This window comes from Novosphingobium nitrogenifigens DSM 19370 (assembly GCF_000192575.1).
GTDB classification, from domain to species: domain Bacteria; phylum Pseudomonadota; class Alphaproteobacteria; order Sphingomonadales; family Sphingomonadaceae; genus Novosphingobium; species Novosphingobium nitrogenifigens.
On the sequence record NZ_GL876933.1, the window covers coordinates 211,358 to 234,281 of the forward strand.

23 protein-coding genes are annotated in these 22,924 nt (G+C 63.3%); 14 read left to right on the forward strand and 9 right to left on the reverse strand.

What is annotated here, in order from left to right:
* Window positions 1-12: 12 nt before the first annotated feature.
* The 4 genes from rsmG to Y88_RS11010 all read right to left on the reverse strand — a co-directional run bounded on the left by rsmG (window position 13) and on the right by Y88_RS11010 (window position 4,331).
* Window positions 13-771 carry a 16S rRNA (guanine(527)-N(7))-methyltransferase RsmG gene (rsmG, locus tag Y88_RS10995; RefSeq protein ID WP_008069215.1) on the reverse strand — a complete coding sequence of 253 codons (759 nt, stop codon included), beginning with the start codon at window positions 769-771 and terminating at the stop codon, window positions 13-15.
* Window positions 768-2,612: a tRNA uridine-5-carboxymethylaminomethyl(34) synthesis enzyme MnmG gene (gene mnmG, locus Y88_RS11000; RefSeq protein ID WP_008069216.1), complete on the reverse strand. Its 1,845-nt coding sequence runs from the start codon at window positions 2,610-2,612 to the stop codon at window positions 768-770. Before mnmG ends, rsmG begins: the two co-directional genes overlap by 4 nt.
* A gap of 120 nt (window positions 2,613-2,732) precedes the next feature.
* The gene (gene mnmE, locus Y88_RS11005; protein WP_008069219.1) at window positions 2,733-4,031 is read right to left on the reverse strand and encodes a tRNA uridine-5-carboxymethylaminomethyl(34) synthesis GTPase MnmE; all 1,299 of its coding nucleotides are present in this window, start codon (window positions 4,029-4,031) and stop codon (window positions 2,733-2,735) included.
* 33 nt (window positions 4,032-4,064) lie between these two features.
* Entirely contained in the window at window positions 4,065-4,331 is a 267-nt protein-coding gene (locus Y88_RS11010) for a DUF6489 family protein (protein ID WP_026166921.1), read from the reverse strand.
* Between the two features lie 137 nt (window positions 4,332-4,468).
* On the opposite strand from Y88_RS11010, the gene Y88_RS11015 reads away from it, so the two are divergent.
* Window positions 4,469-5,164: a dienelactone hydrolase family protein gene (locus Y88_RS11015; RefSeq protein WP_008069222.1), complete on the forward strand. Its 696-nt coding sequence runs from the start codon at window positions 4,469-4,471 to the stop codon at window positions 5,162-5,164.
* A gap of 100 nt (window positions 5,165-5,264) precedes the next feature.
* Entirely contained in the window at window positions 5,265-5,645 is a 381-nt protein-coding gene (locus Y88_RS11020; RefSeq protein WP_008069224.1) for a nuclear transport factor 2 family protein, read from the forward strand.
* Window positions 5,646-5,728: 83 nt separating this feature from the next.
* Here the strand turns inward: Y88_RS11020 and rho are convergent, their stop codons facing one another.
* Entirely contained in the window at window positions 5,729-6,985 is a 1,257-nt protein-coding gene (rho, locus tag Y88_RS11025; protein ID WP_008069227.1) for a transcription termination factor Rho, read from the reverse strand.
* Window positions 6,986-7,137: 152 nt separating this feature from the next.
* Window positions 7,138-7,581 (reverse strand): CopD family protein, encoded by a 444-nt coding sequence (locus Y88_RS11030; RefSeq protein WP_008069228.1) that lies wholly within the window; start codon window positions 7,579-7,581, stop codon window positions 7,138-7,140.
* Between the two features lie 323 nt (window positions 7,582-7,904).
* Here Y88_RS11030 and Y88_RS11035 point away from each other — a divergent pair, with 323 nt between their 5' ends.
* A complete protein-coding gene (locus tag Y88_RS11035) occupies window positions 7,905-9,389 on the forward strand; it encodes a hypothetical protein (RefSeq protein WP_008069230.1) in 1,485 nt (494 codons plus the stop codon).
* A 7-nt stretch (window positions 9,390-9,396) separates the two neighbouring features.
* Here Y88_RS11035 and hemE read toward each other — a convergent pair whose 3' ends face one another.
* The gene (hemE, locus tag Y88_RS11040; RefSeq protein WP_008069231.1) at window positions 9,397-10,422 is read right to left on the reverse strand and encodes a uroporphyrinogen decarboxylase; all 1,026 of its coding nucleotides are present in this window, start codon (window positions 10,420-10,422) and stop codon (window positions 9,397-9,399) included.
* A gap of 357 nt (window positions 10,423-10,779) precedes the next feature.
* On the opposite strand from hemE, the gene Y88_RS11045 reads away from it, so the two are divergent.
* The 9 genes from Y88_RS11045 to Y88_RS11085 all read left to right on the forward strand — a co-directional run bounded on the left by Y88_RS11045 (window position 10,780) and on the right by Y88_RS11085 (window position 17,078).
* Window positions 10,780-11,652, forward strand: a complete 873-nt coding sequence (locus tag Y88_RS11045) for a pyruvate, water dikinase regulatory protein (protein WP_008069232.1) — start codon at window positions 10,780-10,782, stop codon at window positions 11,650-11,652.
* A complete protein-coding gene (locus tag Y88_RS11050; protein WP_008069233.1) occupies window positions 11,649-12,233 on the forward strand; it encodes a Maf family protein in 585 nt (194 codons plus the stop codon). The genes Y88_RS11045 and Y88_RS11050 overlap by 4 nt, the downstream gene beginning before the upstream one ends.
* Window positions 12,230-13,093 carry a shikimate dehydrogenase gene (gene aroE / locus Y88_RS11055; protein WP_008069234.1) on the forward strand — a complete coding sequence of 288 codons (864 nt, stop codon included), beginning with the start codon at window positions 12,230-12,232 and terminating at the stop codon, window positions 13,091-13,093. The genes Y88_RS11050 and aroE overlap by 4 nt, the downstream gene beginning before the upstream one ends.
* Window positions 13,090-13,746 (forward strand): dephospho-CoA kinase, encoded by a 657-nt coding sequence (gene coaE / locus Y88_RS11060; RefSeq protein ID WP_018075696.1) that lies wholly within the window; start codon window positions 13,090-13,092, stop codon window positions 13,744-13,746. The genes aroE and coaE overlap by 4 nt, the downstream gene beginning before the upstream one ends.
* Window positions 13,747-13,786: 40 nt before the next feature.
* Window positions 13,787-14,479 carry a DNA polymerase III subunit epsilon gene (gene dnaQ, locus Y88_RS11065; RefSeq protein WP_008069236.1) on the forward strand — a complete coding sequence of 231 codons (693 nt, stop codon included), beginning with the start codon at window positions 13,787-13,789 and terminating at the stop codon, window positions 14,477-14,479.
* A 65-nt stretch (window positions 14,480-14,544) separates the two neighbouring features.
* Entirely contained in the window at window positions 14,545-15,144 is a 600-nt protein-coding gene (gene hpf, locus Y88_RS11070; RefSeq protein ID WP_008069237.1) for a ribosome hibernation-promoting factor, HPF/YfiA family, read from the forward strand.
* A 231-nt stretch (window positions 15,145-15,375) separates the two neighbouring features.
* A complete protein-coding gene (locus Y88_RS11075) occupies window positions 15,376-15,837 on the forward strand; it encodes a PTS sugar transporter subunit IIA (RefSeq protein WP_008069245.1) in 462 nt (153 codons plus the stop codon).
* Between the two features lie 18 nt (window positions 15,838-15,855).
* The gene (locus Y88_RS11080) at window positions 15,856-16,191 is read left to right on the forward strand and encodes a DUF1491 family protein (RefSeq protein WP_008069246.1); all 336 of its coding nucleotides are present in this window, start codon (window positions 15,856-15,858) and stop codon (window positions 16,189-16,191) included.
* A 221-nt stretch (window positions 16,192-16,412) separates the two neighbouring features.
* Window positions 16,413-17,078, forward strand: a complete 666-nt coding sequence (locus Y88_RS11085; protein WP_008069249.1) for a cell wall hydrolase — start codon at window positions 16,413-16,415, stop codon at window positions 17,076-17,078.
* 118 nt (window positions 17,079-17,196) lie between these two features.
* Here the strand turns inward: Y88_RS11085 and htpG are convergent, their stop codons facing one another.
* Window positions 17,197-19,077 (reverse strand): molecular chaperone HtpG, encoded by a 1,881-nt coding sequence (gene htpG, locus Y88_RS11090; RefSeq protein WP_008069251.1) that lies wholly within the window; start codon window positions 19,075-19,077, stop codon window positions 17,197-17,199.
* A gap of 223 nt (window positions 19,078-19,300) precedes the next feature.
* On the opposite strand from htpG, the gene Y88_RS11095 reads away from it, so the two are divergent.
* The gene (locus Y88_RS11095) at window positions 19,301-20,098 is read left to right on the forward strand and encodes a class I SAM-dependent methyltransferase (protein WP_008069253.1); all 798 of its coding nucleotides are present in this window, start codon (window positions 19,301-19,303) and stop codon (window positions 20,096-20,098) included.
* Window positions 20,099-20,120: 22 nt separating this feature from the next.
* Here the strand turns inward: Y88_RS11095 and Y88_RS11100 are convergent, their stop codons facing one another.
* A complete protein-coding gene (locus Y88_RS11100) occupies window positions 20,121-21,065 on the reverse strand; it encodes a 1-phosphofructokinase family hexose kinase (RefSeq protein ID WP_008069255.1) in 945 nt (314 codons plus the stop codon).
* Between the two features lie 227 nt (window positions 21,066-21,292).
* On the opposite strand from Y88_RS11100, the gene Y88_RS11105 reads away from it, so the two are divergent.
* Window positions 21,293-22,900, forward strand: coding sequence for a glycosyltransferase family 39 protein (locus tag Y88_RS11105; protein ID WP_018075699.1), 1,608 nt, complete (start codon window positions 21,293-21,295; stop codon window positions 22,898-22,900).
* Window positions 22,901-22,924 lie beyond the last annotated feature (24 nt).

The following is a 22,924-nucleotide window of genomic DNA, read 5'->3' on the forward strand; positions in this document are numbered from 1 at the left end:
CTTCCTGTCGGTTTACTCGCCTTGCAATCGACCGGACATCCGGACCGACTTGCTCTTACGCTTGGACACTTTCGACGCCGATGCTGACGCCGTCTTGCGTGAGCGTTCCGACGTTCCTGCCGGAGCGGCAAGAAGATGCCCGACGATCACACCGGCTATCGGATCCGTCAGCGATTGTTCCACGTGAAACACGTGGCGCCATGCATCCGAAAGCTCTTCCAGTTCATGCCGGGCCTTTGCCCCTTTCGGCAACAACCAAAGTGTCTCTGGTGTGGAAAAACGTGCAGCAAGAGGAAGAAGACGCTCGAGCGGTGCAAAGGCACGCGCGGAAATGACCGCATGGGTGCCGACCGGCAAATCCTCGACGCGGGACAGAACGACCTCCACGCGATCGAGCCCGAGTGTCGATGCAGCCCGCGCCAGCCATTCGGTACGAAGCCGACGCGAATCGACGAGCACGACCGGACGCTCGGGTTGCAACGCCGCGATGACCAGTCCGGGAAAGCCCGCCCCCGTGCCGAGGTCGAGCCAGCTGCCCAGTCCCTCACCTGCCGATGTTCCACGTGAAACACTCAGGAGCTGCGCACTGTCGACGATGTGCCGCTGCCATACCTGATCCAGGCTGGCGCGGGCGACCAGGTTCTGACGCTCGTTCTCTTCGCGCAGCATATCGACGAGACGACCGAGCCGCTCCATCCCTGCCGCATCGACGCCCAGGGTTTCGACAAGCCAGGCCTGTGCGGCGGCTTCATCGGCAATCAACGCATTCATGCTGCACGCCTCCGCGCATGGACAAGCAGGCTCGCAAGCGCAGCCGGAGTGATCCCGGGAACCCGACCGGCGGCGGCAAGCGTTTCGGGTCGCGCCTGAGCCAGACGCTCGACCATCTCGCGTGACAGGCCGGGGACATCGGCAAAAGGAAAATCGTCGCCGAGCGCCACCAGTTCGCTCGCCCGCAGGTCGCGCAACTCGGCTTCTTGCCGCGCAAGGTAGGGCGCATAGGCTGCGTCCTCCTCCATCTCTTCGGCCAGCAAGGGATCGATGGCCCCCTCGCCCAGCCATGGAGAAAGACCCGCCAGAGTGACTTCGGGAAAGCGCAGCCACTCGCCGAGACTGCGTCGGGCACCATCGGCCCGGACCGCCATCCCGGCTTGGGTCAGTTCGTTGGGGGTCGCGGTCTGGGTCAGCGCCTCATCGATCCGGGCCCGCTCGGCTTCGCGTCGGGCGAACCACTCGCGCCGTTCGGGCCCCACACACCCTGCCGCAAGCGCGAGCGGGGTGAGCCGTGATCCGGCATTGTTGGCACGAAGGCGCAGGCGATATTCAGCCCGCGCGGTCAACATCCGATAAGGCTCGCTGACGCCATGAAGCGTTAGATCGTCGATCATCACCGCCATGTAGCTGTTGGCCCGATCGAGCAGCGGGATCTCACGACCGAGCACTTGCCCTGCCGCGTGAAGCCCGGCCACCAGACCCTGGGCGGCAGCCTCTTCATATCCGGTCGTCCCGTTGAGCTGCCCGGCGAAGAACAGACCCGGGATCGCCTTGACCTCCAGGCTGCTGCGCAAGGCGCGCGGATCGATGTGATCGTATTCGACCGCATAGCCCGGCACGGTCACCTCGACTTGCTCGAGCCCTTCGACGCTGCGCATCATCGCGATCTGCACATCGGTCGGCAGCGACGTCGAGACCCCGTTCGGGTAGACCGTATGGTCGTCGAGCCCTTCGGGTTCGAGGAAGATCTGGTGTCCGTCACGGTCGCCGAAGCGATGGATCTTGTCCTCGATCGAGGGGCAATACCGCGGTCCCTGCGCCTCGATCGCTCCGGTGAAGAGAGGCGAGCGATCGAGCCCGCCGCGAATGATTTCATGAGTGCGCTGGTTGGTCCGGGCGATCCCACAAAACACTTGCGGCAGGACACGCCCCTTCCCCAACGGCGACATCGTCCAGGGTTCGGGATCGCTCGGCTGTTCCGGCAGGCGTCCCCAATCGATCGTCCGTCCGTCAAGACGGGGCGGCGTCCCGGTCTTGAGCCTCGCCATCGGCAGAGCCGCATCCCGCAATTGCTGCGCCAGACGATGGGCGGCAGCCTCCCCGATCCGGCCGCCTTCCATTCGCTCTTCGCCACGATAGAGGCGACCGCCGAGGAAGGTTCCGGTGCACAGGACAACCGCCGATGCACCAAGACAAGTGCCGTTGGCAAGTTCGACCCCGGCGGCCCGTCCGCCTTCCATCTGCAAGGCGACGACTTCGCCACCGATCACGGTCAGTCCGTCCTGTGCCGCAATCGCGGCCTGAACCGCAGCACGGAACCGGCGACGGTCGGCCTGGATCCGCGGCCCCTGCACCGCACTGCCCTTGGAGCGATTGAGCATGCGATAATGGATTGCACCGGCGTCCGCCGCTCGGGCCATGATGCCGTCGAAGGCATCGACTTCGCGGACAAGGTGTCCCTTGCCCAGACCGCCGATGGCCGGGTTGCAGCTCATGGCACCGATCATCGCGGGGTCGAAAGAGACGAGCGCAATACGCGCTCCCATGCGGGCGGCGACTGCCGCCGCTTCGACGCCGGCATGTCCGCCGCCTACCACGATCACATCGAATTGCTGCATGGCGTCTGCGTTAAAGCATTCGCCGGATCAGGTCAAAAGGGGTCCGGGGGGTATTGTTCCACGTGGAACAGGGCACCGGAAAAACACCCGGGAGCTCCCCATGTTCCACGTGAAACACGATCACTTGCCGATGCAGAAACGTCCGAACAACGCGTCGAGCATTGCCTCCGTATCAGCGCGGCCGGTCAAGGCATCGAAGGCTTGCCGCGCCAGACGCAGGCATTCAGCCGCGAGCAGCGGGTCGCGTTCGAGACATGCCGAGCGCAAGGCAGCCTGCGCCTGATCAAGCAGATCATGTTGCCGACGGTTGAGAGCCGCCTGTCCCGGTGCGGGCATGGCCGACCGCGCCCGCTCGACCAGAGCCTCGCGCAAGGTGCCAAGGCCCTCACCGGTCCGGGCCGACACGCGAAACATCGGCGCGATCTTCGCGGCCTGATCCTCGCGATCGCACTGCGCGGCAATCTCCCACACGTGCGGTCCCTGCGGCCCTTCTCCCTCCGGTCCGAGCCAGAGGACAAGGTCGGCTCGTTCGGCCTCAGCGCGGGCACGGGCAATTCCGATCGCCTCGACCGCACCCACCCCTTCCTCGCGCAGACCGGCCGTGTCGACGAAACTGAACGGCACTCCGGCAAGCGCCACACCCTGCACCAGCACGTCGCGGGTCGTCCCCGGTTCGGCGGAAATGATCGCGGCTTCGCTCTCGACCAGTGCGTTGAACAAGGTCGACTTGCCCGCATTGGGCGGACCAGCCAGCACCACGCGATAGCCTTCGCGCAAGGGCTCGGCACGGGGACGCGAAAGCCATTCACCAAGGTCGTCGACAAGCCGCGTGCATGCTTCGCCAAAGCCGACAGGCAATGTCGCCTCGCCGTCATCGACATCGCCTTCGTCAGCAAAGTCGAGCGAGGCTTCGAGCCGGGCGGAGAGCCCCAGCAAAGTCTGCAACCAGCTTTCGACCGCGCGGGACAAGGCGCCACCGGCCATGGCCTGCGCACTGCGTCGCTGCAATTCGGTCTCGGCTTCGAGCAAGTCGGCAAGCCCTTCAGCCTCGGCCAGATCGATGCGACCATTGGCAAACGCGCGCCGGGTGAATTCGCCGGGTTCAGCGCGACGAAGACCGAGCGCGAGCAAAGCCTCCTCGACGGCGGCAGCAACTGCCCTGCCCCCGTGGAGATGGAGTTCGGCACAATCCTCGCCCGTCGCATTATGGGGTCCGGGCAACCACAGCACCAGAGTGCGGTCGAGCACTTCGCCATGATCGGGATGACGCAGCGCCGCCACCCCTGCACGCCGGGGAGAAGGTAGGCGCCCGGCAAGCCGTTCGAGCGCGAGGCCCGCTTGCGGGCCGCTGATGCGCATGACGCCGATGGCGGCAGGCAATTGTCCCGAACTCAGCGCAAAGATCGTATCGATGGTCATGGCCTCGCGCCTAGGCTCTCCTGCCTGAACCGCCTAGCCCTTGTTGCCCGTTCCCGCCTTGAAGCCGGCCATGGCCGCACCCGTTCCATGTTCCATCAATTGCTGGAACAGCTTCAATCCCATCTCGCCCATCGGCGCCAGCTGCTTGATATAGCTGTTGAGCTGATCGGGCGAAGACACGCCCTTCATCGCGTTGATCACCGTCTCGACGTAAACCTCATGGGCTTTCGACACGTCCGGCAAGCCCAGGAAGCGGCGAGCCTCTTCCGGCGTGCACTCGATCTCGACATTCACTTTCACGGTTATCCTCCAACTCCCTGCCTGCCCGGGTCCGAGAGTGTCATGCAAGCTTGGCAAAGTCCACGACGGCGGCCAATCTGCGGGCAACCCGTCGGGCCTGCCGACCAGCCAGTTTGCATGAAGGATGAAATGCACAAATGGGTGAAATGATCACGATCCCCTCGTTCGACGGCGCCGGTGCGATCCCGGCCTATGTCGCCACCCCTGCACAGCCCGCCAAGGCTGCCGTGATCGTCATTCCGGAAATCTTCGGCGTGAACGAAGGCATCCGGCGCAAAGTCGAAAGCTGGGCGGAGCTTGGCTATCTTGCCGTCGCGCCCGACATCTTCTGGCGCTTTGCTCCCGGCGTCGAACTCGATCCCGACGTTCCCGAACAGATGCAGGAAGCCTTCGGCTATTTCCAGCAATACGACGCCGACCTCGGTGTCGAGGACATCAAGGCCGTGCTCGCCTGGACTCGCACGCAGGACGTCGCCAAGACCGGTCTTGTCGGTTTCTGCCTCGGCGGCCGTCTCGCCTACATGGCCGCGGCCCGCACCGATATCGATGCCTCGGTCGGCTATTACGGCGTCATGATCGACACCATGCTCGATGAAGCAGGCGGGATCACCAAGCCGCTTGCGCTTCACATTCCGACCGCCGACCATTTCGTCAGCCCGCAGGCACAGGCAACCATCCATGCCGCGCTCGACACCGATGAGCATGTGACCTTGTGGGATTACGAAGGCCTCGACCACGGCTTTGCCGCCGAGATGGGCAATCGCCGCGACGAAGCCGGTGCCCGCCTTGCCGACGAACGCACCCGCGAATTCCTGGCCCGAAATCTGGCCTGATCCCGACAAGGACTTGCGAGCAATCAATGCGCTTTCCGGTTCCGTTCACCTAACTGGAACGAACAGGATCATGGAACGACAGGATCGAGGAGACTGACTGATGCAACTGGGACTGGCCGCCTGGCACCGCTACATGCTGGGCAATGATACCGACCTTCTCGCCGAACTCATCGCCGAGGATGCGGTGTTTCACTCGCCGGTGGTTCATACGCCGCAAGAAGGCAAGGAACGGGTGCTGTCCTACCTCACCGCCGCAGGCAAGGTTCTGGGCAACGAGACGTTTCACTATGTTCGCGAACTCGTCGACGGGCCGGAAGCCATGCTCGAATTCGTTGTCGAAGTGGACGGCGTGACGATCAACGGCATCGATCTCATCCGCTTCGACCTTGAAGGCCGCATTCAGGATTTCAAGGTGATGATCCGCCCGCTGAAGGCGATCAACAAGGTCTGGGAACTGATGGCCGCACAACTGCAACCCTGATTTCCCCGTCCCTCAGAACATGAAAAGGGCGGCCCGGTGTAAAGCCGGGCCGCCCTTTTTCGCGTTCTGCTCGCCGGAACCGCTTACTGGTTCATCGTCGAGAAGAAGTCTTCGTTGGTCTTGGAATCCTTCATCTTGTCGAGCAGGAATTCCATCGCGTCGACCGTACCCATCTGCATCAGGATGCGGCGCAGGACCCACATCTTGGTCAGCTGGTCGCGCGGCACGAGCAGTTCTTCCTTGCGGGTGCCGCTCTTGCCCACGTCGAGCGCCGGGAAAATGCGCTTGTCCGCAACCTTGCGGTCGAGCACGATTTCCGAGTTGCCGGTACCCTTGAACTCTTCGAAGATGACTTCGTCCATGCGGCTGCCGGTATCGATCAGCGCGGTGGCGATGATCGAGAGCGAACCGCCTTCCTCGATGTTGCGCGCCGCGCCGAAGAAGCGCTTCGGACGCTGCAGGGCATTGGCGTCGACACCACCGGTCAGGACCTTGCCCGAGCTCGGCACCACGGTGTTGTAGGCACGGCCCAGACGCGTGATCGAGTCGAGCAGGATCACGACGTCGCGCTTGTGCTCGACCAGACGCTTGGCCTTTTCGATCACCATTTCAGCGACCTGTACGTGACGGCTTGCCGGTTCGTCGAAGGTCGAGGAAATGACCTCGCCATTGACCGAGCGCTGCATGTCGGTGACTTCTTCGGGGCGTTCGTCGATCAGGAGAACGATCAGGAACACTTCGGGGTGGTTGTCGGTGATCGCCTTGGCGATGTTCTGCAACAGCACCGTCTTACCCGTACGCGGCGGCGCGACGATCAGGGCGCGCTGCCCCTTGCCCTGCGGACTGACGAGATCGATGACGCGAGCCGACTTGTCCTTGACCGTCGGGTCGAGCGTATCGAGACGCAGGCGCTCGTTGGGATAAAGCGGAGTCAGGTTGTCGAAGTTGACGCGATGGCGGACCGCGTCGGGATCGTCGAAGTTGACCTTGATCAGGCGAGTGATCGCGAAATAGCGTTCGCCGTCCTTGGGCGCACGGATTTCGCCTTCGACCGTGTCACCGGTGCGCAGGCCCCATTTGCGGACCTGGTTCGGCGAGACGTAGATGTCGTCGGGACCGGCCAGATAGTTCGCTTCCGGGCTGCGCAGGAAGCCAAAGCCGTCGGGCAGCACTTCGATCGTGCCGATGCCCAGAATCTCTTCGCCGTCTTCTGCCACTTCCTTGAGGATGGCAAACATCAGGTCCTGGCGGCGCATGGTGCTGGCGCCTTCGACGCCGAGTTCCTCGGCCATCGCGACCAGCTCGGCGGGGGTTTTCTTCTTGAGTTCTTTCAAATGCATGTCGTGTTCCGGAGATGGAATGGCGCCGGCCGGACGGTCTTAGGGGCTTGGAGAAAGCAGACCATGCGCGGGAACAGGCCCGCGACGGGCAATTCCGGTAGCTCCTGCGCCTTTATCCGGTGCGCCTTCCCCCGTCAATCAAGGACGGCTCATCAGAACGGCTTGAGGATCACCAGAATGATGATCAGCGCCGCGCAGATGCCGGGCACTTCGTTCACCATACGCAAGTGCCGTCCGCTCAGCTTGCGCCGTCCGGCCGCGAGATGGCGCGCATAATCGGCCATCCACACATGATAGGCGCTGAGCACGAAGACAACCGCAAGCTTGGCGTGGAGCCACCCTTGCGTGAACCATCCGCCGCTGATCGCCAGAGCCAGACCAAAGCCCCAGACCGCCACCAGCGAGGGCCACAGGATGATGTTGAGGAGCCGCTTTTCGCGATCGACCCAAGCCGCATTTTCCGGCGCGTTCTCGGGAAGCTCCTGATGATAGACGAAGAAGCGGGGCAGCATGAACAGCCCCGCCATCCAGAACACGACGAAAATGACGTGACCAGCCTTGAGCCAGAGGTAGAGCATTGCGAGCACCTGCAGCATGGATTGCAAGATAGATGGTCAAGGGCGTTGCCGGAAGAGGCCTTCGCTGGCAACCCGTCGCGGCTAATCCTCGTTCGACCGTTCTGACCCGGGACGAGGAATGCGCTTACCCTTCAAACGGCTTGTCAGATGATAGTGCCCGCATCGGTCGCACCGATAGGGCCGCACGTCATAGGCAAAGCGTGCAGCGACAGCCATGGCTTCCCCCTGATCGGCAAAGCATACCTTTTTCTTGCAGATCCGTGCCCTGGTCCGCATCGTTCCCGCCCAAGATCGCCGTTCGCCCGACGCAGCGGTCGGACAGGCAGGGGACATAGACCGGGATGCCGCCTCTTTCCAGGTTTCGCAATTTCACCTTGCTCGTGCTCGCAGGAGCCTTTGCCGTTACCGCCGTGACCGCAATCCTTGCGCGCGGGGCCTGGTACGACGAATTCTACACCTTCTACCTTGTCCGGCCCGGTGTTCCTTTCCCGACACTCTGGTCGGCGTGGCTGCGCGACAACCATCCGCCGCTGTTCTACGGCCTGATCTGGCTTTACGCGCACCTCGTCCCTTCTTCCACGGTTGCCGCGTTGCGGACGTTCAATCTCGTCGTGGGAGCAGTGGCGGTTGCGGGAATCCTGATGCTTGGGCGCGTCGATTCCCGCCTTCGCGCGGTTTCGTGGTATTATCTGACCGCTCTGGCAGGACTTTTCGCCACGCTCGACCGGATCGATCAACTGCGATCCTATTTCCTGTCGCTGGCTCTCACGGCACTCGTGCTTCCTCTGCTGGCCATGGTCATTGTCCGGGGCCGGACGCACGGGGGCAGTCTCGTTGTGCTGGGAGTGGTGCTAGCCCTTGCCGAAAGCGTCCATCTTGTTTCCAGTGTGATCGTCGCAGGACTGGCGGGAGCAGCCGTGCTCGGCACGGCGTGGTTGCATGGGCGGAACACCGCAGCCCGGCTCGTCCTGGTCGTCGTTCTCTCGCTGGTTCCGCTGGCATCGGCGCTGGCGCTGCAACTCCCGACAATGCTCGCCAATACCCATGCCTTCTGGCTTCCCGCCGGTTGGTCGGCCGCGCGCTGGGCGATCGAGAACGAGACGCTGGAAACCCTGTTGTCCAATCGTCCCCTGTTGCTGGCATCTCTGGCGGGGACGGCGATCCTGTTCGTCGGTGCAGTCCGGGGTGACCGGCAGGACCGCGAAAGTCTTGTCCTCATCGCGACGACTCTTGGCGGTCTTGTTCTCGCTTTGGCGGTCCTTGTTCCGGCTCATTTACATAAGCCACTGATTATAAATCGTTATCTTATTGCCATCCATCCTGTTTTCGCCTTCGCACTTGCCGTGTCAGCTTCTGCGCTCACCCGGCGTTTGCCCGCGTTGGCTGGGATCGCCATCGATGTCGTGATCCTCATTGCCGCACTCCTTGCCCTTCACGACAATCTTGAGCGTACACTTGCACGACCAAGCTGGAACGGGACGGCTTCGGCGATTTCCTCTCTTGTCCGGGCCTGTCCGACAACGCTCGTCCATGTCGATACCGGCCCCAACGCACCGACACTGGATCTGCCTCCGCGCGACAATCGCGAAGTCCTGCCTTTCGCTTATGATCTGGTTGCCCGCGAACATGGTTTCGCTCTGGCCGCGCCGGAATCGCGAACGATGGCCCGTGATTGTCCGACCGTGTTCTGGACCGAGCACGTTGCCGGACAACACCCGACAGCGACCACCCTGATCACTGCCTTGCGCGCGCAGGGCTATCCCATCACCGATGCGCGTGTGCGGCGGATCGGTGATGGTTGGATTCTGATCGTTCCGACCCCCTGAAAGCCGATCAGCGCTTCCAGTTGCGCACGACGTCGAGCAGGCGTTCGACATGGGCGATCGGAGTGAACTGTCCGATCCCGTGGCCCAGATTGAAGACATGCGGGCGATCGGCAAAGGCATCGAGCACCGCACAGGCGCGCGTTTCGAGCATGTCCCCGCCGGCCAGCAAAAGCAGGGGGTCGAGATTGCCTTGCACCGGAAGTCCTTCGGGAAGGTTCGCAGCAGCCCAGAGCGGATCGATCGTTTCATCGATGCCGACAGCATCGACCCCGGTTTCACGAGCATAGGCGGGAAGCTTTTCGCCCGCGCCCTTGGGGAAGCCGATCACCGGGATTTCGGGGTGGCGTTCCTTCATCGCCGCAACGATGCGCGCATTGGGCGCGATTACCCAGCGTTCGAATTCCGCAGGCGCCAGCGTTCCGGCCCAGGAATCGAACAGCTGCAGTCCTTCGGCACCGGCTGCGACCTGACCGGAAAGATAGTCGATGGTGACCTCGACGATGGCGTCGATGATCGCCTGGAAAGCCGCTGGATCGCGATAGGCGAGCGCACGGGTCTCATGCTGGTCCCTGCTGCCCTCTCCGGCCACCATATAGGTTGCAACGGTCCAGGGACTGCCTGCAAAGCCCAGCAGCGTCGTTTCAGGGCCAAGGGCGCCTCGTACACGCGCGACCGTGTCATAGATCGCCAGAAGACGCTCAGGGACCGCCACAAGCGTATCGAGAGCGGCATCGAGCAGACGCGGGGAGAGATGTGGACCTTCCCCGGCGAGGAATTGCAGGTTCTGCCCCATCGCATGGGGAACGATCAGGATGTCGCTGAAGAGGATGGCGCCGTCGAATCCGAACCGGCGGATCGGTTGGAGAGTGATCTCGGCAGCCGCTTCGCTGTCATAGACGAGTTCGAGGAAACCGCCCTTGTCGGCCCGGAGCGCGCGATATTCCGGAAGGTAGCGCCCGGCCTGACGCATGAGCCAGACTGGCCGCGTTGCAAGGTTGGCGCCTTTGAGTGTTTCGAGCAGGGGACCGGGCATTGCGTTCGTCCAATCAAACCTAATTAGATTCTTTTTGAATCTGGATGTGGGTGTTGTTGGCCCTGTGGATATCGGGGACGGCCGCGCTCTGCCCGAATTGTTCTACCAAGCCCACAAAAATCTCGGGCATGCGACTCTTGCTCGTCGCTGGGGCAAGGAAAACTTGTCCTCGTTGTCCACACCCTGTGGGCAAACCCGGGCTGCCTGTGGTGAAAGTGACTCCTCCAGACCGGATGACGAGCGTGAAATCCGGGCCCGAACTTGTCGTCAAATTCATCCCGTGGTTTATCCTTGCGCTATCCACAGCCCTGTCCTCACCCCCTTCCCTTGTCCCCCGAAAGGCCCGAACGAAGCTCCATGCAGCGTCTTCACCTCCATCTTCTGTCGGATTCCACCGGGGAAACCCTGGAAATGATCGCCAAGGCCGCGCTCGCGCAGTTCGAGAACGCCGACGTCGTCCGCCATTTCTGGCCGATGGTCCGTTCGCAGCAGCATCTCGACCGTATCATGAGCGAAATCGCCGCACATCCGGGCCTTGTCCTGTTCACCCTGGTCAGCACCGAGATCCGCGCCCGGCTCGAACAGCGGTGCGCGACGCTCGGCCTGTCGAGCGTTGCCGCGCTCGATACCGTGACCGACGCGCTCGAACAGCAACTCGGACAGGAAGCCAAGGGACGTCCGGGCCGCCAGCACACGATGGACGAGGCCTATTTCCGCCGCGTTGACGCGATCCAGTTCACGATCGCCCACGACGACGGGGTGGGCTGGGAAAACTGGGAACAGGCCGACATCCTGCTGGCCGGGGTTTCCCGCAGTTCCAAGACGCCGACTTCGATCTATCTCGCCAATCGCGGGTTCAAGGTCGCCAATATCCCGATCGTGGTCGAAAGCCCCCCGCCCCATTCGCTGTTCACGCTGCGCCGTCCGCTCGTCGTCGGGCTGACCACCAGCACCGAACGCCTGATCCAAGTGCGGCGCAATCGCTTGCTTTCGCTCAACCAGGCGCCCGAAACCGCTTATGTCGACAACGATCACGTGACCCACGAGGTGCAGTTTGCACGGCGGATGTTTGCCGATAATGGCTGGCCCGTCATTGATGTCAGCCGCCGCTCGATCGAGGAAACCGCCGCCGCCGTGATCAATCTCTATAACGAACGCCACAACATCCGCGCCGGGGGTTCGTCCGAACCGGGCCGTGACAGCGCCGACTGGAAAGGACCGATCGCGTGATCGTGCTCGCTTCGCAAAGTGCCTCGCGCAAGGCGATGCTCACCGATGCCGGAGTTCCCTTCGAAGCGCGCTCGGCCGATGTCGACGAAGCCGAGCTCAAGCAGGAACTGATCGGTGTGCCGGGCCCGGATGTCGCGGGCATTCTGGCCGAGGCCAAGGCGCTGGCGGTTTCGATCGCGGCGCCCGGTCGGCTCGTGCTCGGCGGGGATTCGCTCGTCGAAGTGGTGGGGCGCCAGTTCGACAAGCCCGCGAGCCGTGAGGAAGCGGCCGAGCATCTCGCATTCTTTTCCGGGCAGGTCATGCACCTGTCGTCCGCCGCCGTGCTGATGCGCGACGGGGCGGTGGTCTGGCGTCATGTCGAAACTGCCCGGCTCAAGGTTCGACAGCTTTCCCCCAGCTTTATCAACAGCTATCTCGACAGGGAGTGGCCCGCAGTCGGGGCCTGTGTCGGGGTGTTCCGGATCGAGGGTCTGGGCGTCCAGTTGTTCGAGGACATTGCGGGCAGCCATTTCACCGTGCTCGGCATGCCGCTCCTACCTTTGCTCGGCGCGCTGCGCGCGCAAGGAGAGCTGCCGGAATGACCGCTGCGCTTCCTTATGCCGAAGTGATCGGCGATCCGATCCGGCAGTCGAAATCGCCCGCGATCCATGGATTCTGGCTCGAGCAGCTCGGGATCGAGGGGGACTATCGCGCCACCCACGTGACGGCAGAAGGCCTCGCCGCCTTCATTGCGGCGCGGCGCACCGATGCTGACTGGCGCGGTTGCAATGTCACCATGCCGCACAAGCAGGCGGTCATTCCTCTCCTCGACCGGCTCGACCCGCTCGCGGCGCGGGTGGGGGCCGTCAACACGATCGTTCCTGAAAACGGTCAACTGGTCGGCTACAACACCGACGTTCCCGGTTTCCTCGAACCGCTGCGACCCCTGCTCGATCCGCAGCACCTGTTCCGCATGGCACGGGTGCTGGGAACCGGCGGCGCGGCGCGAGCGATCATTGCCGGTCTGGCGGGCGAAGGCATGGTGATCGTGCTGGCGGGACGTGATCCTGCCAAGGCGCGCGCCTTGCTCGACGAGCTTGATCCGACCGGCGAGCATCATGTGACCGATCTTGCCCATTTCGCCGACGAGACCGATTTCGCGTTCGACGATCGCGAAGGGTGCTTCGATCTCGTCGTCAATGCGACGTCGCTCGGCATGGTCGGGCAACCGCCGTTGCGCTTCGACATGAGCCACGCACCGCCCGGATCGGTGTTCTATGACATCGTCACCAGCCCGCTCGACACCGATTTCCTCGTTGCCGCGCGTGCAGCCGGGTTTCGTACGGTCGATGGCCTGTCGATGCTGATCGGGCAGGCCGACCACGCCTTTCGCCGCTTTTTCGGCGCGCTTCCGCCGCGTGGCGAGGCCGATGCGGTCCTGCGGGCGAGGCTTTGCGGGTGACGATCGACGAGAGTGGGAGCAAGGTTGAGGGTGGGAGCGGGGGCCGCCCGTTCATTCTTGGCCTCACCGGCTCGATCGGTATGGGCAAGTCGGCGGTTGCGCTGATGATGCGGGCGCTGGGCGTGCCGGTTTTCGACGCGGATGCGGCGGTTCACCGGTTGCAGGCACCCGGCAGCGCCCTGTTGCCCGCGATCGAAGCCGAATTCCCCGGCACCACCGGTCCCGAAGGCGTGCGTCGCCAGGACCTTGGCGCACGGGTCTTCGGCGATTCGGCGGCGCTTGCCCGCCTTGAGGCGATCATGCATCCGGCCGTCGCGCGCCTGCGCGAAGCGTTCATGATCGAACATGCGCACGAGCCGCTGGTCGTGTTCGACATTCCGCTGCTGTTCGAAAAGGGCCACGGGAAAGGCTCGGGGCAGCTGCTCGATGCAGTGGCGGTGGTGTCGGCTCCGGCCGAAATCCAGCGCGAGCGAGTGCTGGCGCGACCGGGCATGACACGCGAAAAGTTCGCACAGATCCTCGCTTTGCAGGTCCCCGACGCGGACAAGCGGGCGCGGGCCGATCATGTCATCGACACCGGTGTCAGCCTGGCCGAGACCGAGCGCGAGGTTAACGATCTGGTTAAGATCCTGCGGGAAAAAAACCCCCGCTGAAGCCTTGTCAGCGTCCGTTTGCGGGTCCATCGTCCAGCAAATGCGAGAGATCGTTTTCGACACCGAGACGACAGGACTCGATCCCAGGAATGGCGATCGACTGGTGGAAATCGGCTGCGTCGAACTGGTCAACCGGATTGCGACCGGTTCAGTTTTTCACTGCTATTTCAATCCCGATCGGGACATGCCGGCCGAAGCTGAAGCAGTCCACGGGCTGTCGGCGGCGTTCCTTTCGGACAAGCCGAAATTTTCCGAACGGGCTGCTGAACTGCTCGATTTCCTCGGCGATGCGCCGCTTGTCGCGCACAATGCCGGATTCGACTTCGGCTTCCTCAATTCAGAGCTCACCTTCTGCGGAATGGGCGAAGTCAGCCGCGATCGCATGGTCGATACGGTGGCTATCGCCCGGCGCAAGCATCCCGGCGCCAAGCTCAGCCTCGACGCACTCTGTTCGCGCTACGGCATCGATCGCAGCCACCGTACCAAGCACGGCGCGCTGCTCGACGCGGAACTTCTGGCGCAGCTCTACGTAGAATTGATGGGGGGTCGGCAGATCGGTCTCGAACTGGCTGCCGATACACTGACGGTCGCAGTTTCGGAGGATGCTCCGACGCGGCCTCAGCTCGCCCGACCTTTCCGCCCCGCCCGGCCCCATTCGGCCAGCGTAGCGGAACTGGCCCGCCATGCCGAATTCATGGCGGGTTTCGCAGATCCCCTCTGGTCCCGCGAGTGAACGGCCCGAGGCCGTGAACGCAAGGGTATCAGCGGGGCAATCTCGCCAAGAGAGGAGAAGGAAGTATGGACATTCGGGTTTCGGGTCATCAGGTCGATGCCGGCACCGCCTTCGAGGCCCACGCGCAGCAGCGGCTTGCCACGATTGTCGACAAGTATTTTGCGGGTGCGCTCTCCTCGCAGGTCACCTTGGGCAAGGCCCCGCACGGTGGTTTCCGGTGCGATATCGTGACCCATGTGGCCCAGGGACTGATTCTGAAGGGCAGTGCAGTGGCGCAGGACGCCCACAATGCGCTCGACCAGTCGGCCGACAAGATCGACCGCCAGCTCAGCCGCTACAAGCGACGCATCAAGGATCGCCACGAAAACGCGGTTCACGCCCGGCGTCAGGACGAAGCCCATTTCAACGGCGTCGATGCTCTTCATGAAGAAGCCTCGTACACGCTCTTCATCGAACCGACCGGTGACGAGGAGCCGACCGATGCTCCGCTGGTCATTGCCGAAACCCGCGTGGACGTGCCGACCGCAACCGTGTCGGATGCGGTCATGATGCTGGATCTGCGCAACACCAATGCGCTTTTGTTCAAGAATGCCGGAACCGGCGTTCATAACATGGTCTATCGTCGCGGCGACGGTTCGATCGGTTGGGTCGAACCCGGGAAGTGAACGGGGTGGACGTGGCGGGGCACACCCCGCCCCGTCGTGGTCTCGCACGTTAAAAGGGCGGTGCGTGAGAATGCGCCGCCCTTTGTCGTTACGGATAGGTTTGCATGATCCACATTGCGCTGCCGTAATTGTCCCCATTCGCCATTGAGCACTTGCACAGTGGTCGAATCGGGCGCATGGCGCCCGGGAACATGACAGTGCCATTACCGGGCTGGTGGTAATTCTTTCCAGATGAGCGCGCTTTTCACACTCGATCAACAGGCAGTCCGGGTGATCCGTGCGGAATCCAAGCCGCAGATCTTGGAGACGCTCGCCGAATGTTTCGGTGCCGTCTACCATCTCGATACCCATCATGTGCTGGAACGCATTCTCGAACGCGAAGCACTCGGTAGTACCGGGTTCGGTCGTGGCGTCGCTATTCCCCATGCGCGGATCGAAGGGCTTACGCGACCGGTCGCGGCGTTTTTCCGTCTCGAAGAGCCGGTCGAATATGCCGCAGCCGACGGCATGCCCGTCGACTGCGTGTTCGGCCTCTTGTCCCCCGATCAGGCGGGCGTAATCCATCTTCAGGCGCTTGCCGCGATTTCCCGCCTGATGCGCGACGATCGCATGCACGCGCGTCTGACCGCCGCGCCCGACGTCGACGCGCTTTACGGCCTTCTGGTCAACGTATTCGACCGCGACGCGGCCTGACGCCCGGCCATTTCCGGGATGGAATCGGATCGCCTTCCTGCACGACTTGAAGTTTCCGGCTTCATTCGCCGTGCCGAAGCCTTGGGCGGATCGGCCATGGTCCTGCGCAAGGGGGAGCCGGACGCAGGAACCATCCTGCTGATTTTTCTCGACAAGCAGGGATTTGGCACGCTGTACGAGCGCCTTCCCCAGCCCGATGGACCTCGTAAATGGGTCTGTGTGCGCAGCGAAACCGCAGAAACGCGGGACTCGTTCGCGCAATACCTGTCACGGCGTACCGCGCAGGATCCGGACGTGTGGGTTATCGAACTGATCGTCGCGCAGGATGAACGCTCCGTCCTGAACCTAATATGAAAGCGCCGGGTTGCGATTGACTCCCCGGTCCCGATCCTTACGGGGGGATGCTCGTACATGCGTAGGCGGTGCGATCAGGCAGAAAAGCCGATCGAGCTAGCACGCAGACGGGGGGCAGACGGCTTGGTTTTCGGCACGAAAGTGCCTCGTGCATCATGCACGACGGCATCCTTTCGCGATCGCTCCAAGACCCGATGTCCACCGCCCAGTTTGGACAGAGAGTGAGTTTTCATCTTCGCCTTGCCAGTGCTTTCAGCATTTTCGCGACACTGACATATGCACTCGTCGGTGCTTCCGGCACCAAGGCTTCGGCCCAGGACGTGCAGATGCAGGTAACCCAGGCGCAGGGCGCCTCCGCGATTGTTGCAGACTCCACCCGGGCGACGCTGCCGGCCGACGTTACGGTCGGGCCGCAGCAAGACGCTCGCATCGACCCTGCTGTCGCCGACAACGACGACACCGCCCCCGTACAGGCGACTTCGCTTGTCGACCTCGTCGATGCCACTCCGATCCCCGCCAGTGTGCCCCGTGACATCGAATGTCTGGCCTCGGCGATCTATTTCGAAGCCCGCAGCGAAAGCCTTGCCGGTCAGCTGGCCGTTGGCCGCGTGATCGTGGCCCGCACGGCTTCCGGCCGCTTCCCGACGTCCTATTGCGGCGTCGTGCTTCAGCGTTCGCAGTTCTCGTTCATCCATCACGGCGCCCTGCCGACGATCGATCACGGGAACCACATGTGGCAGCGTTCGGTCCGCATTGCGCTGATCGCCGCTCGTGGCCGCTGGAAGAGCCCGGCCGAAGGCGCGCTGTTCTTCCATGCCAAGCGCGTCGGTCCGGTCGCGGGCAAGATCCGCGTCGCACAGATCGACAACCACGTTTTCTACCGCTGATTTCCTGATCGGCAGGCGATGACAAAAAGGCACCGCATCCCTCGAGATGCGGTGCCTTTTGTCGTGCCCGTCGAAAGGGCTCTTCGCGGGAAGGGCGAAGAGCCCTTTCGGTCCCCTGTCAGGCCAGGGCCTTTGCCAGCACGCGGGCAAGCCGGTCGGCAAAGGCGCGCGCGTCGGTGGGGAGCTCGCCATCGGCAATATGCGCCTCGTCGAGCAGCAGGCGGGCGCCGTCGGTCTTGATCTCCGCCGCATCGGGCAGCGCAGCAAGACGCGTGACGAGATCGTGACGCGGATTGAGTTCGAGCACCGGTCGGGTTCCCGAAGGCGCACGGCCCGAAGCGGCCAGCAGACGTTCAAGCTGACGATCGATCCCGTTTTCGCTGGCAACGAGGCAGGCCGCGCTCGTGGTCAGGCGGTCCGACGCGCGCACGTCCGAGACATCCTCGCCCAGCACGGTCTTGACGAAAGCGATGAAGGCTTCGGTTTCGGGAGCCGCCGGAGCCGGGGCACCCTCGCCCTCGACGGGCGGGATGAGGCCGAGATCGGCTTGCCCCTGCGTCACCGACTTGAACGGCTTGCCGTCGTAATCGACTCCCGATCCGGCCCAGAAACTGTCGACCGGATCGGTCAGCAGCAGGACTTCGATCCCGCGCGCGCGGAAACCCTCGATCTGGGGCGATGCTGCCAGACGGTCGCGGTCGGTGCCGGTCGCGTAATAGATCGCGGTCTGGTTCTCGCGCATCGCCGCGACATAGTCCTTGAGCGAGCGCCAGTCGCTGCCCGAGGTCGTGCTGTGGAACCGCGACAGCCCGAGCAGCGTTTCACGCCGCCCATAGTCTTCGTAGATCCCTTCCTTGAGCACGGCGCCGAAGGCGTCCCAGAAACGGGCATACCCCTGCGCATCGGACGTGGCGAACTTGTCGAGTTCGGACAGCACGCGATTGGCGACGCCCTTGCGGATCGCGGAAAGCAGCGGGCTTTCCTGAATCATCTCGCGCGAGACGTTGAGCGGAAGATCGGCCGAATCGACGAGCCCGCGCACGAAGCGCAAGTAGCGCGGCAAGAGGTCCGCTTCGTCGGTGATGAAGATGCGGCGGACATAGAGCTTCATCCGCCCGCTGCGGTCGGGATCGAACAAGTCGAACGGACGCGTTTCGGGAATGAAGGCGAGCACGGAATATTCGTGCAGACCTTCGGCCCGGTAATGCAGCGTCAGCGCGGGTTCATCGAACTGCCCGGCGACCGAGCGGTAGAAATCGGTATATTCCTCGCTGGTGATATCCGACTTGGGGCGCGTCCACAGGGCGCTGCCGTCGGTGATCCCCTGGGCTTCCGCATCCGGCTTTTCGGCCAGCGCGACGGGAACGGGAACGTGGCCCGACTGCGCCTTGACCAGTCGTTCGATGGTCAGGCGCTCGGTATAAGTGGCCGCATCTTCCTTGAGATGGAGGACGACCCGCGTCCCTTGCGCCGGAGCATCCTCTAGCGCGACCGGCTCGATCGTGTAGGTGCCCAGCCCTTCTGAGGCCCAGCGGTGGGCGCTGTCGGTCCCGGCTCTGCGCGAGACGACCTCGACCCGGTCGGCGACCATGAACGCGGAATAGAACCCGACGCCGAACTGGCCGATCAGGCGCGCTTCCTCGGCATCACGAGCTGCCGCGATCCGGTCCATGAAAGCCTTGGTTCCCGAACGGGCGATTGTGCCGAGGGCTTCGATCATGTCCGCTTCGCTCATGCCGATGCCGTTGTCGGCAATGGTCAGGCGGCGGGCCTCGGGATCGAGTGTGATCGTGATGCCGGGTGTGTCGCCCGATCCGAGGCCGGGCGTCTGCAAGGCTTCATAGCGCAGCTTTTCGCAGGCGTCGGCGGCATTGGCGATCAGTTCGCGCAGGAAGACATCGCGGTCGGAATAGACCGAATGGACCATGAGATGCAGCAGCTTGGCAACATCGGCCTCGAACGCGCGGGTTTCCGGATGGACGTCGGTCATGGTCGTCATGGCGGTTCGCGTGGTTCCTCTCTTGCTGGATGACTGTGACAGAGATGGAACGCGGGTCGGATGCTTTCAAGCGGTCGGAGACAACCTCCATTGTGGAAGCATGCCGATTGCGGTCCGGCTTGCCTTTGTATCCGCCCTTGTTCCATAGGGTTAGGCGGGGGACCTGTTCTGTATCGCGTATGGCGCCATGTCGTGCGGGATGCCGACCAGATGGGATTTGTGCATGTCCGATTTGCGTGAAACCGTGCTTGAGGCGATCAGGATGATCGTCAACCGGCATCCGCGCCTTGCGCCCAGGATCGAGGCTCTCGCCGCGCAAGCGCAGGGACGCAGCGCGCAGGACCTCGCCGATTTCATCGAGTGGAAGCGGTATCAGGGGATGGATCTCGCCGAGATCTTCACCAGCATCTATGCCGAAGGCCGTTGGGGGCGCGACGAAGCCGAACCGGAAGGCTATTTTTCCGGAACCGGTACACGCACGCCCGAAATCGCGGGGGCCTATGTTGCGGCGCTGCGCTCCTTTGCCGCCGAATTCGGTCACCCGCCTTCGGTTGTCGATCTGGGTTGCGGGGATTTCCATATCGGCGCGCAGATCAGGCCGTTGTTCGGGGCCTATACCGCGTGCGACATCGTTCCGGGCCTGATCGAACGCAATCGCCAGCGCTTCGGGGTGCTCGGGGTCGATTTCCGGTGTCTCGACATCACCACCGACGATTTGCCCCATGCCGACGTCATTCTGGTGCGGCAGGTGCTGCAGCACTTGTCCAACCGGGACATTGCCGGGTTCGTGCGGCGTGTCGCTGGCGTTTGTCGCCACCTCGTCGTGACCGAGCACTGGCCTGCGCTCGATGGTTTTACCCCCAATGCGGTCAAGCCGAGCGGATCGGACATTCGCCTTGCGCAAGGCAGCGGGGTCGTCCTGACCGCGCCGCCGTTCAACCTGGCTGTACAGGGGGAACGGCGTCTTTGCGCGGTTCCGGAAGTCGGCGGCGTGATCGTGACGACGGCTTACCGCCTGTAACGGCTCGCCACCTGCCGGGTGGTCAGGCTGTGGCGAGTTGCGGCAGCAGACGTGCAATGTCCGCCGGACGGGCAAGGTCGGTCCCGGGGTGGAGCACCGCCGCAGTACCGGCCGCCATGCCGAAGCGAAAGGCCGCTTCTTCGCTTTCCCCGTTGCACAAGGCAAAGACCATCGCGGCAAGGAAGCTGTCACCGGCCCCGACCGTGCTTTTCGCTTCGACTTCCAGTGCGGGGCAGTCGATCACGCCTTCGCGCCGGACAAGGATCGCGCCTTCGTGGCCCAGCGTGACGGCAACCATGCGCGCCTGATGGGCCTCGACAATGGCATTCGCCGCTTCGACGACGGCCTCGCGCGTGGGTAGCGGGCGCCCGGCAAAGGCCTCGAGTTCGCCCCGGCTCGGCTTGACCAGATGGATACCGCCACCGGCAAGGCCGGCGCGCAACGCTTCGCCCGAGGTATCGAGCACCATGCGCACGCCGCGCGCGGTCATGAGACGGCTGACTTGCGCATAGAAATCCGTGGGGACTCCGTGGGGGAGCGAACCGCTGGCGACGAGATGGCTGCACTCGACGCTTTCGAGCCAGGCGAGGGCTGCACGCCATTCGGCTTCGCGCACGTTCGGGCCTTCGGGCGTGAAGCGGTATTCCTTGTCCGACGAGGTTTCGAGCGCAGTGGTCGCGATGCGCGTATTGCCTTCGATCGGGACGCGCGTGCGCACGAGTTGATGCAAATCGATCAGGCCGTCGAGCGCAACGCCGATGGGGCCGCCGGAGAGATAGATGCAGCGCGCATTGCCACCCAGACGGACGAAAACACGCGCGACATTGATGCCGCCACCGCCTGGATTGCAATATTCGCGGCGGGTGCGGATCTTGTGCATCGGAACGATGTGATCGACGTCATAGGCGACATCGACCGTGGGGTTCATCGTCAGCGTGGCAATCGTGGTACGCGGAGTCGTCGTCACAGGCCTTGCACCTCTCGCCCATTGGGGACCCGGTATTAGACGTTAAACGGCTAAAGGACAGCATCGATCGACAGCCGTCAAAACCGAACCTCCCGGTTTGTGCGCCGACAGGTTTTGTGCGCTGCGGGATTGTTTGGGCGCGGGGCAGTCGGTATCGCTTGGGCATTGTTCCTTGGGAGGATGTTTCATCCTTCGATGGGCAGGCGCAGGGACTGGACCACCATGGCATGACCTTGAAAACGATGGTCCGATCGGTGCCGGGCCTGCTGCTGGCGGCCATTGTCGCGCTCGCGATCGGGTTGCGCGTGCGTCAGGCGGCCGGGTCGATGGTCTATGACGAAATGGCCTCGATGTACTTTTCCGGCCAATCCTGGGGGAATCTCTGGGGCTGGTGGATGCTGCGCGAGACCAATCCGCCGCTGTTCTATTCCTTGCTCAAGCTCTGGCGCATGGTGGTGCCTTCGCCCGGCGAATGGGCGATCCGCCTTTTGCCGCTGATGATCGGCTTTGCCCATCTCGCGGTCTTTGGCCACTATGTGCGACGGCGGCTGGGCTGGCCCGCTGCCTTGCTCGGCCTGCTGCTTTTCGCGCTTTCACCGGCCGATATCTACCAGTCGGCCTATGTGCGGGGCTATGTCCTTGCCAAACTGATGGTGCTGGTCTCCTTCATCGGCCTTGTCCGCGCGATCGAGGCGGATGGGGACCGGAAAGCCGCACGCTCGGGCTGGGCCGCCTATGTGCTGGCTGCGGTCGTGGCGATCTATTGCCACACGACGATGGTGCTCTGGCCGGTCATCGTGACGATTGCAGTGCTGGTTGACGAAGGGCTGTCGCGGCGGTTGCGCATGGGGCTGGCCTTGCGTCTGATCGGGGCGGATCTTGGCATCATGGTCCTGTCGGGCTGGGTCATCGTGATTGCGCTTGCCCAATTGCATGCGCGCTCGGCCAATATCGCCTGGCTCGTCCCGCTCAATTGGATCGATTATCAGTCCAGCCTCAATCTCCAGCTCCTGACCGGCGGTGCGTTCAGCGCCTTGCTGATGGCGGGGCTGATGCTGATCGGGTTGATCCGTCGTTTCCGGTCGCGGATCGTTCGGCTTGCGGCGCTCATTTCCCTGCTGACAGTCGTGCTGTTCAAGCTCGCCGATCAGGTGCATCCGATCATTTCCGATTACACCATGCACTGGTGTGCGAATTTCACCGTGCTGCTTGCGGCGGCTTCCCTGACCGGAGGCGTGATCGGCGAAGATCCTGCGCGGCGGTTCCTGCGACAGGTTTCGGCGCTGTCGGTGCTGGGCGGCGTGGCTCTGGCCGGGCTCGTTGACCTGTTCGTGGTCGATTACATGGTTGTGCCGCAGGATTGGCGAGCGACTGTCCACACGGTTGCGGACCATCCCGGCGCGGCGCTGCTGGTGTCGCATGAATCGATCGGGGTGGTGATCGAACAGACCTGTCTCGTCGAATTCGGCAGCGAGCATTGCCCGTTCCCGCTGGTAGTCATGTCCGACCCGCGCCAGACCGACAACTGGGCTTTCGGCGGCTATCATGGCCGTCTGGTCCGTCCCGAGGACGTCCGCGCGGCTCTGGGCAAGGCTTCGACCATCTATGCCTTCAGCCGCTATTACTACACCCCGCTTCAGCATCTGGGGCTCGATCCCGGCGACTGGAACGAAGTGATGTGGGATGACGGCGAATTGATCGGACCGATCCCGGCGACCGCGTTCGATCCGCCCGGTCCCGGAGAGCCGCCGCGCAAGGCCGATTACAATGCGCAATATACCGGCCAGATCGACGATGACGACGATAGCGCCGACGATGGAGATGGCGGCGACTGAAACGAAACAGGGCGGAAGGCCGCG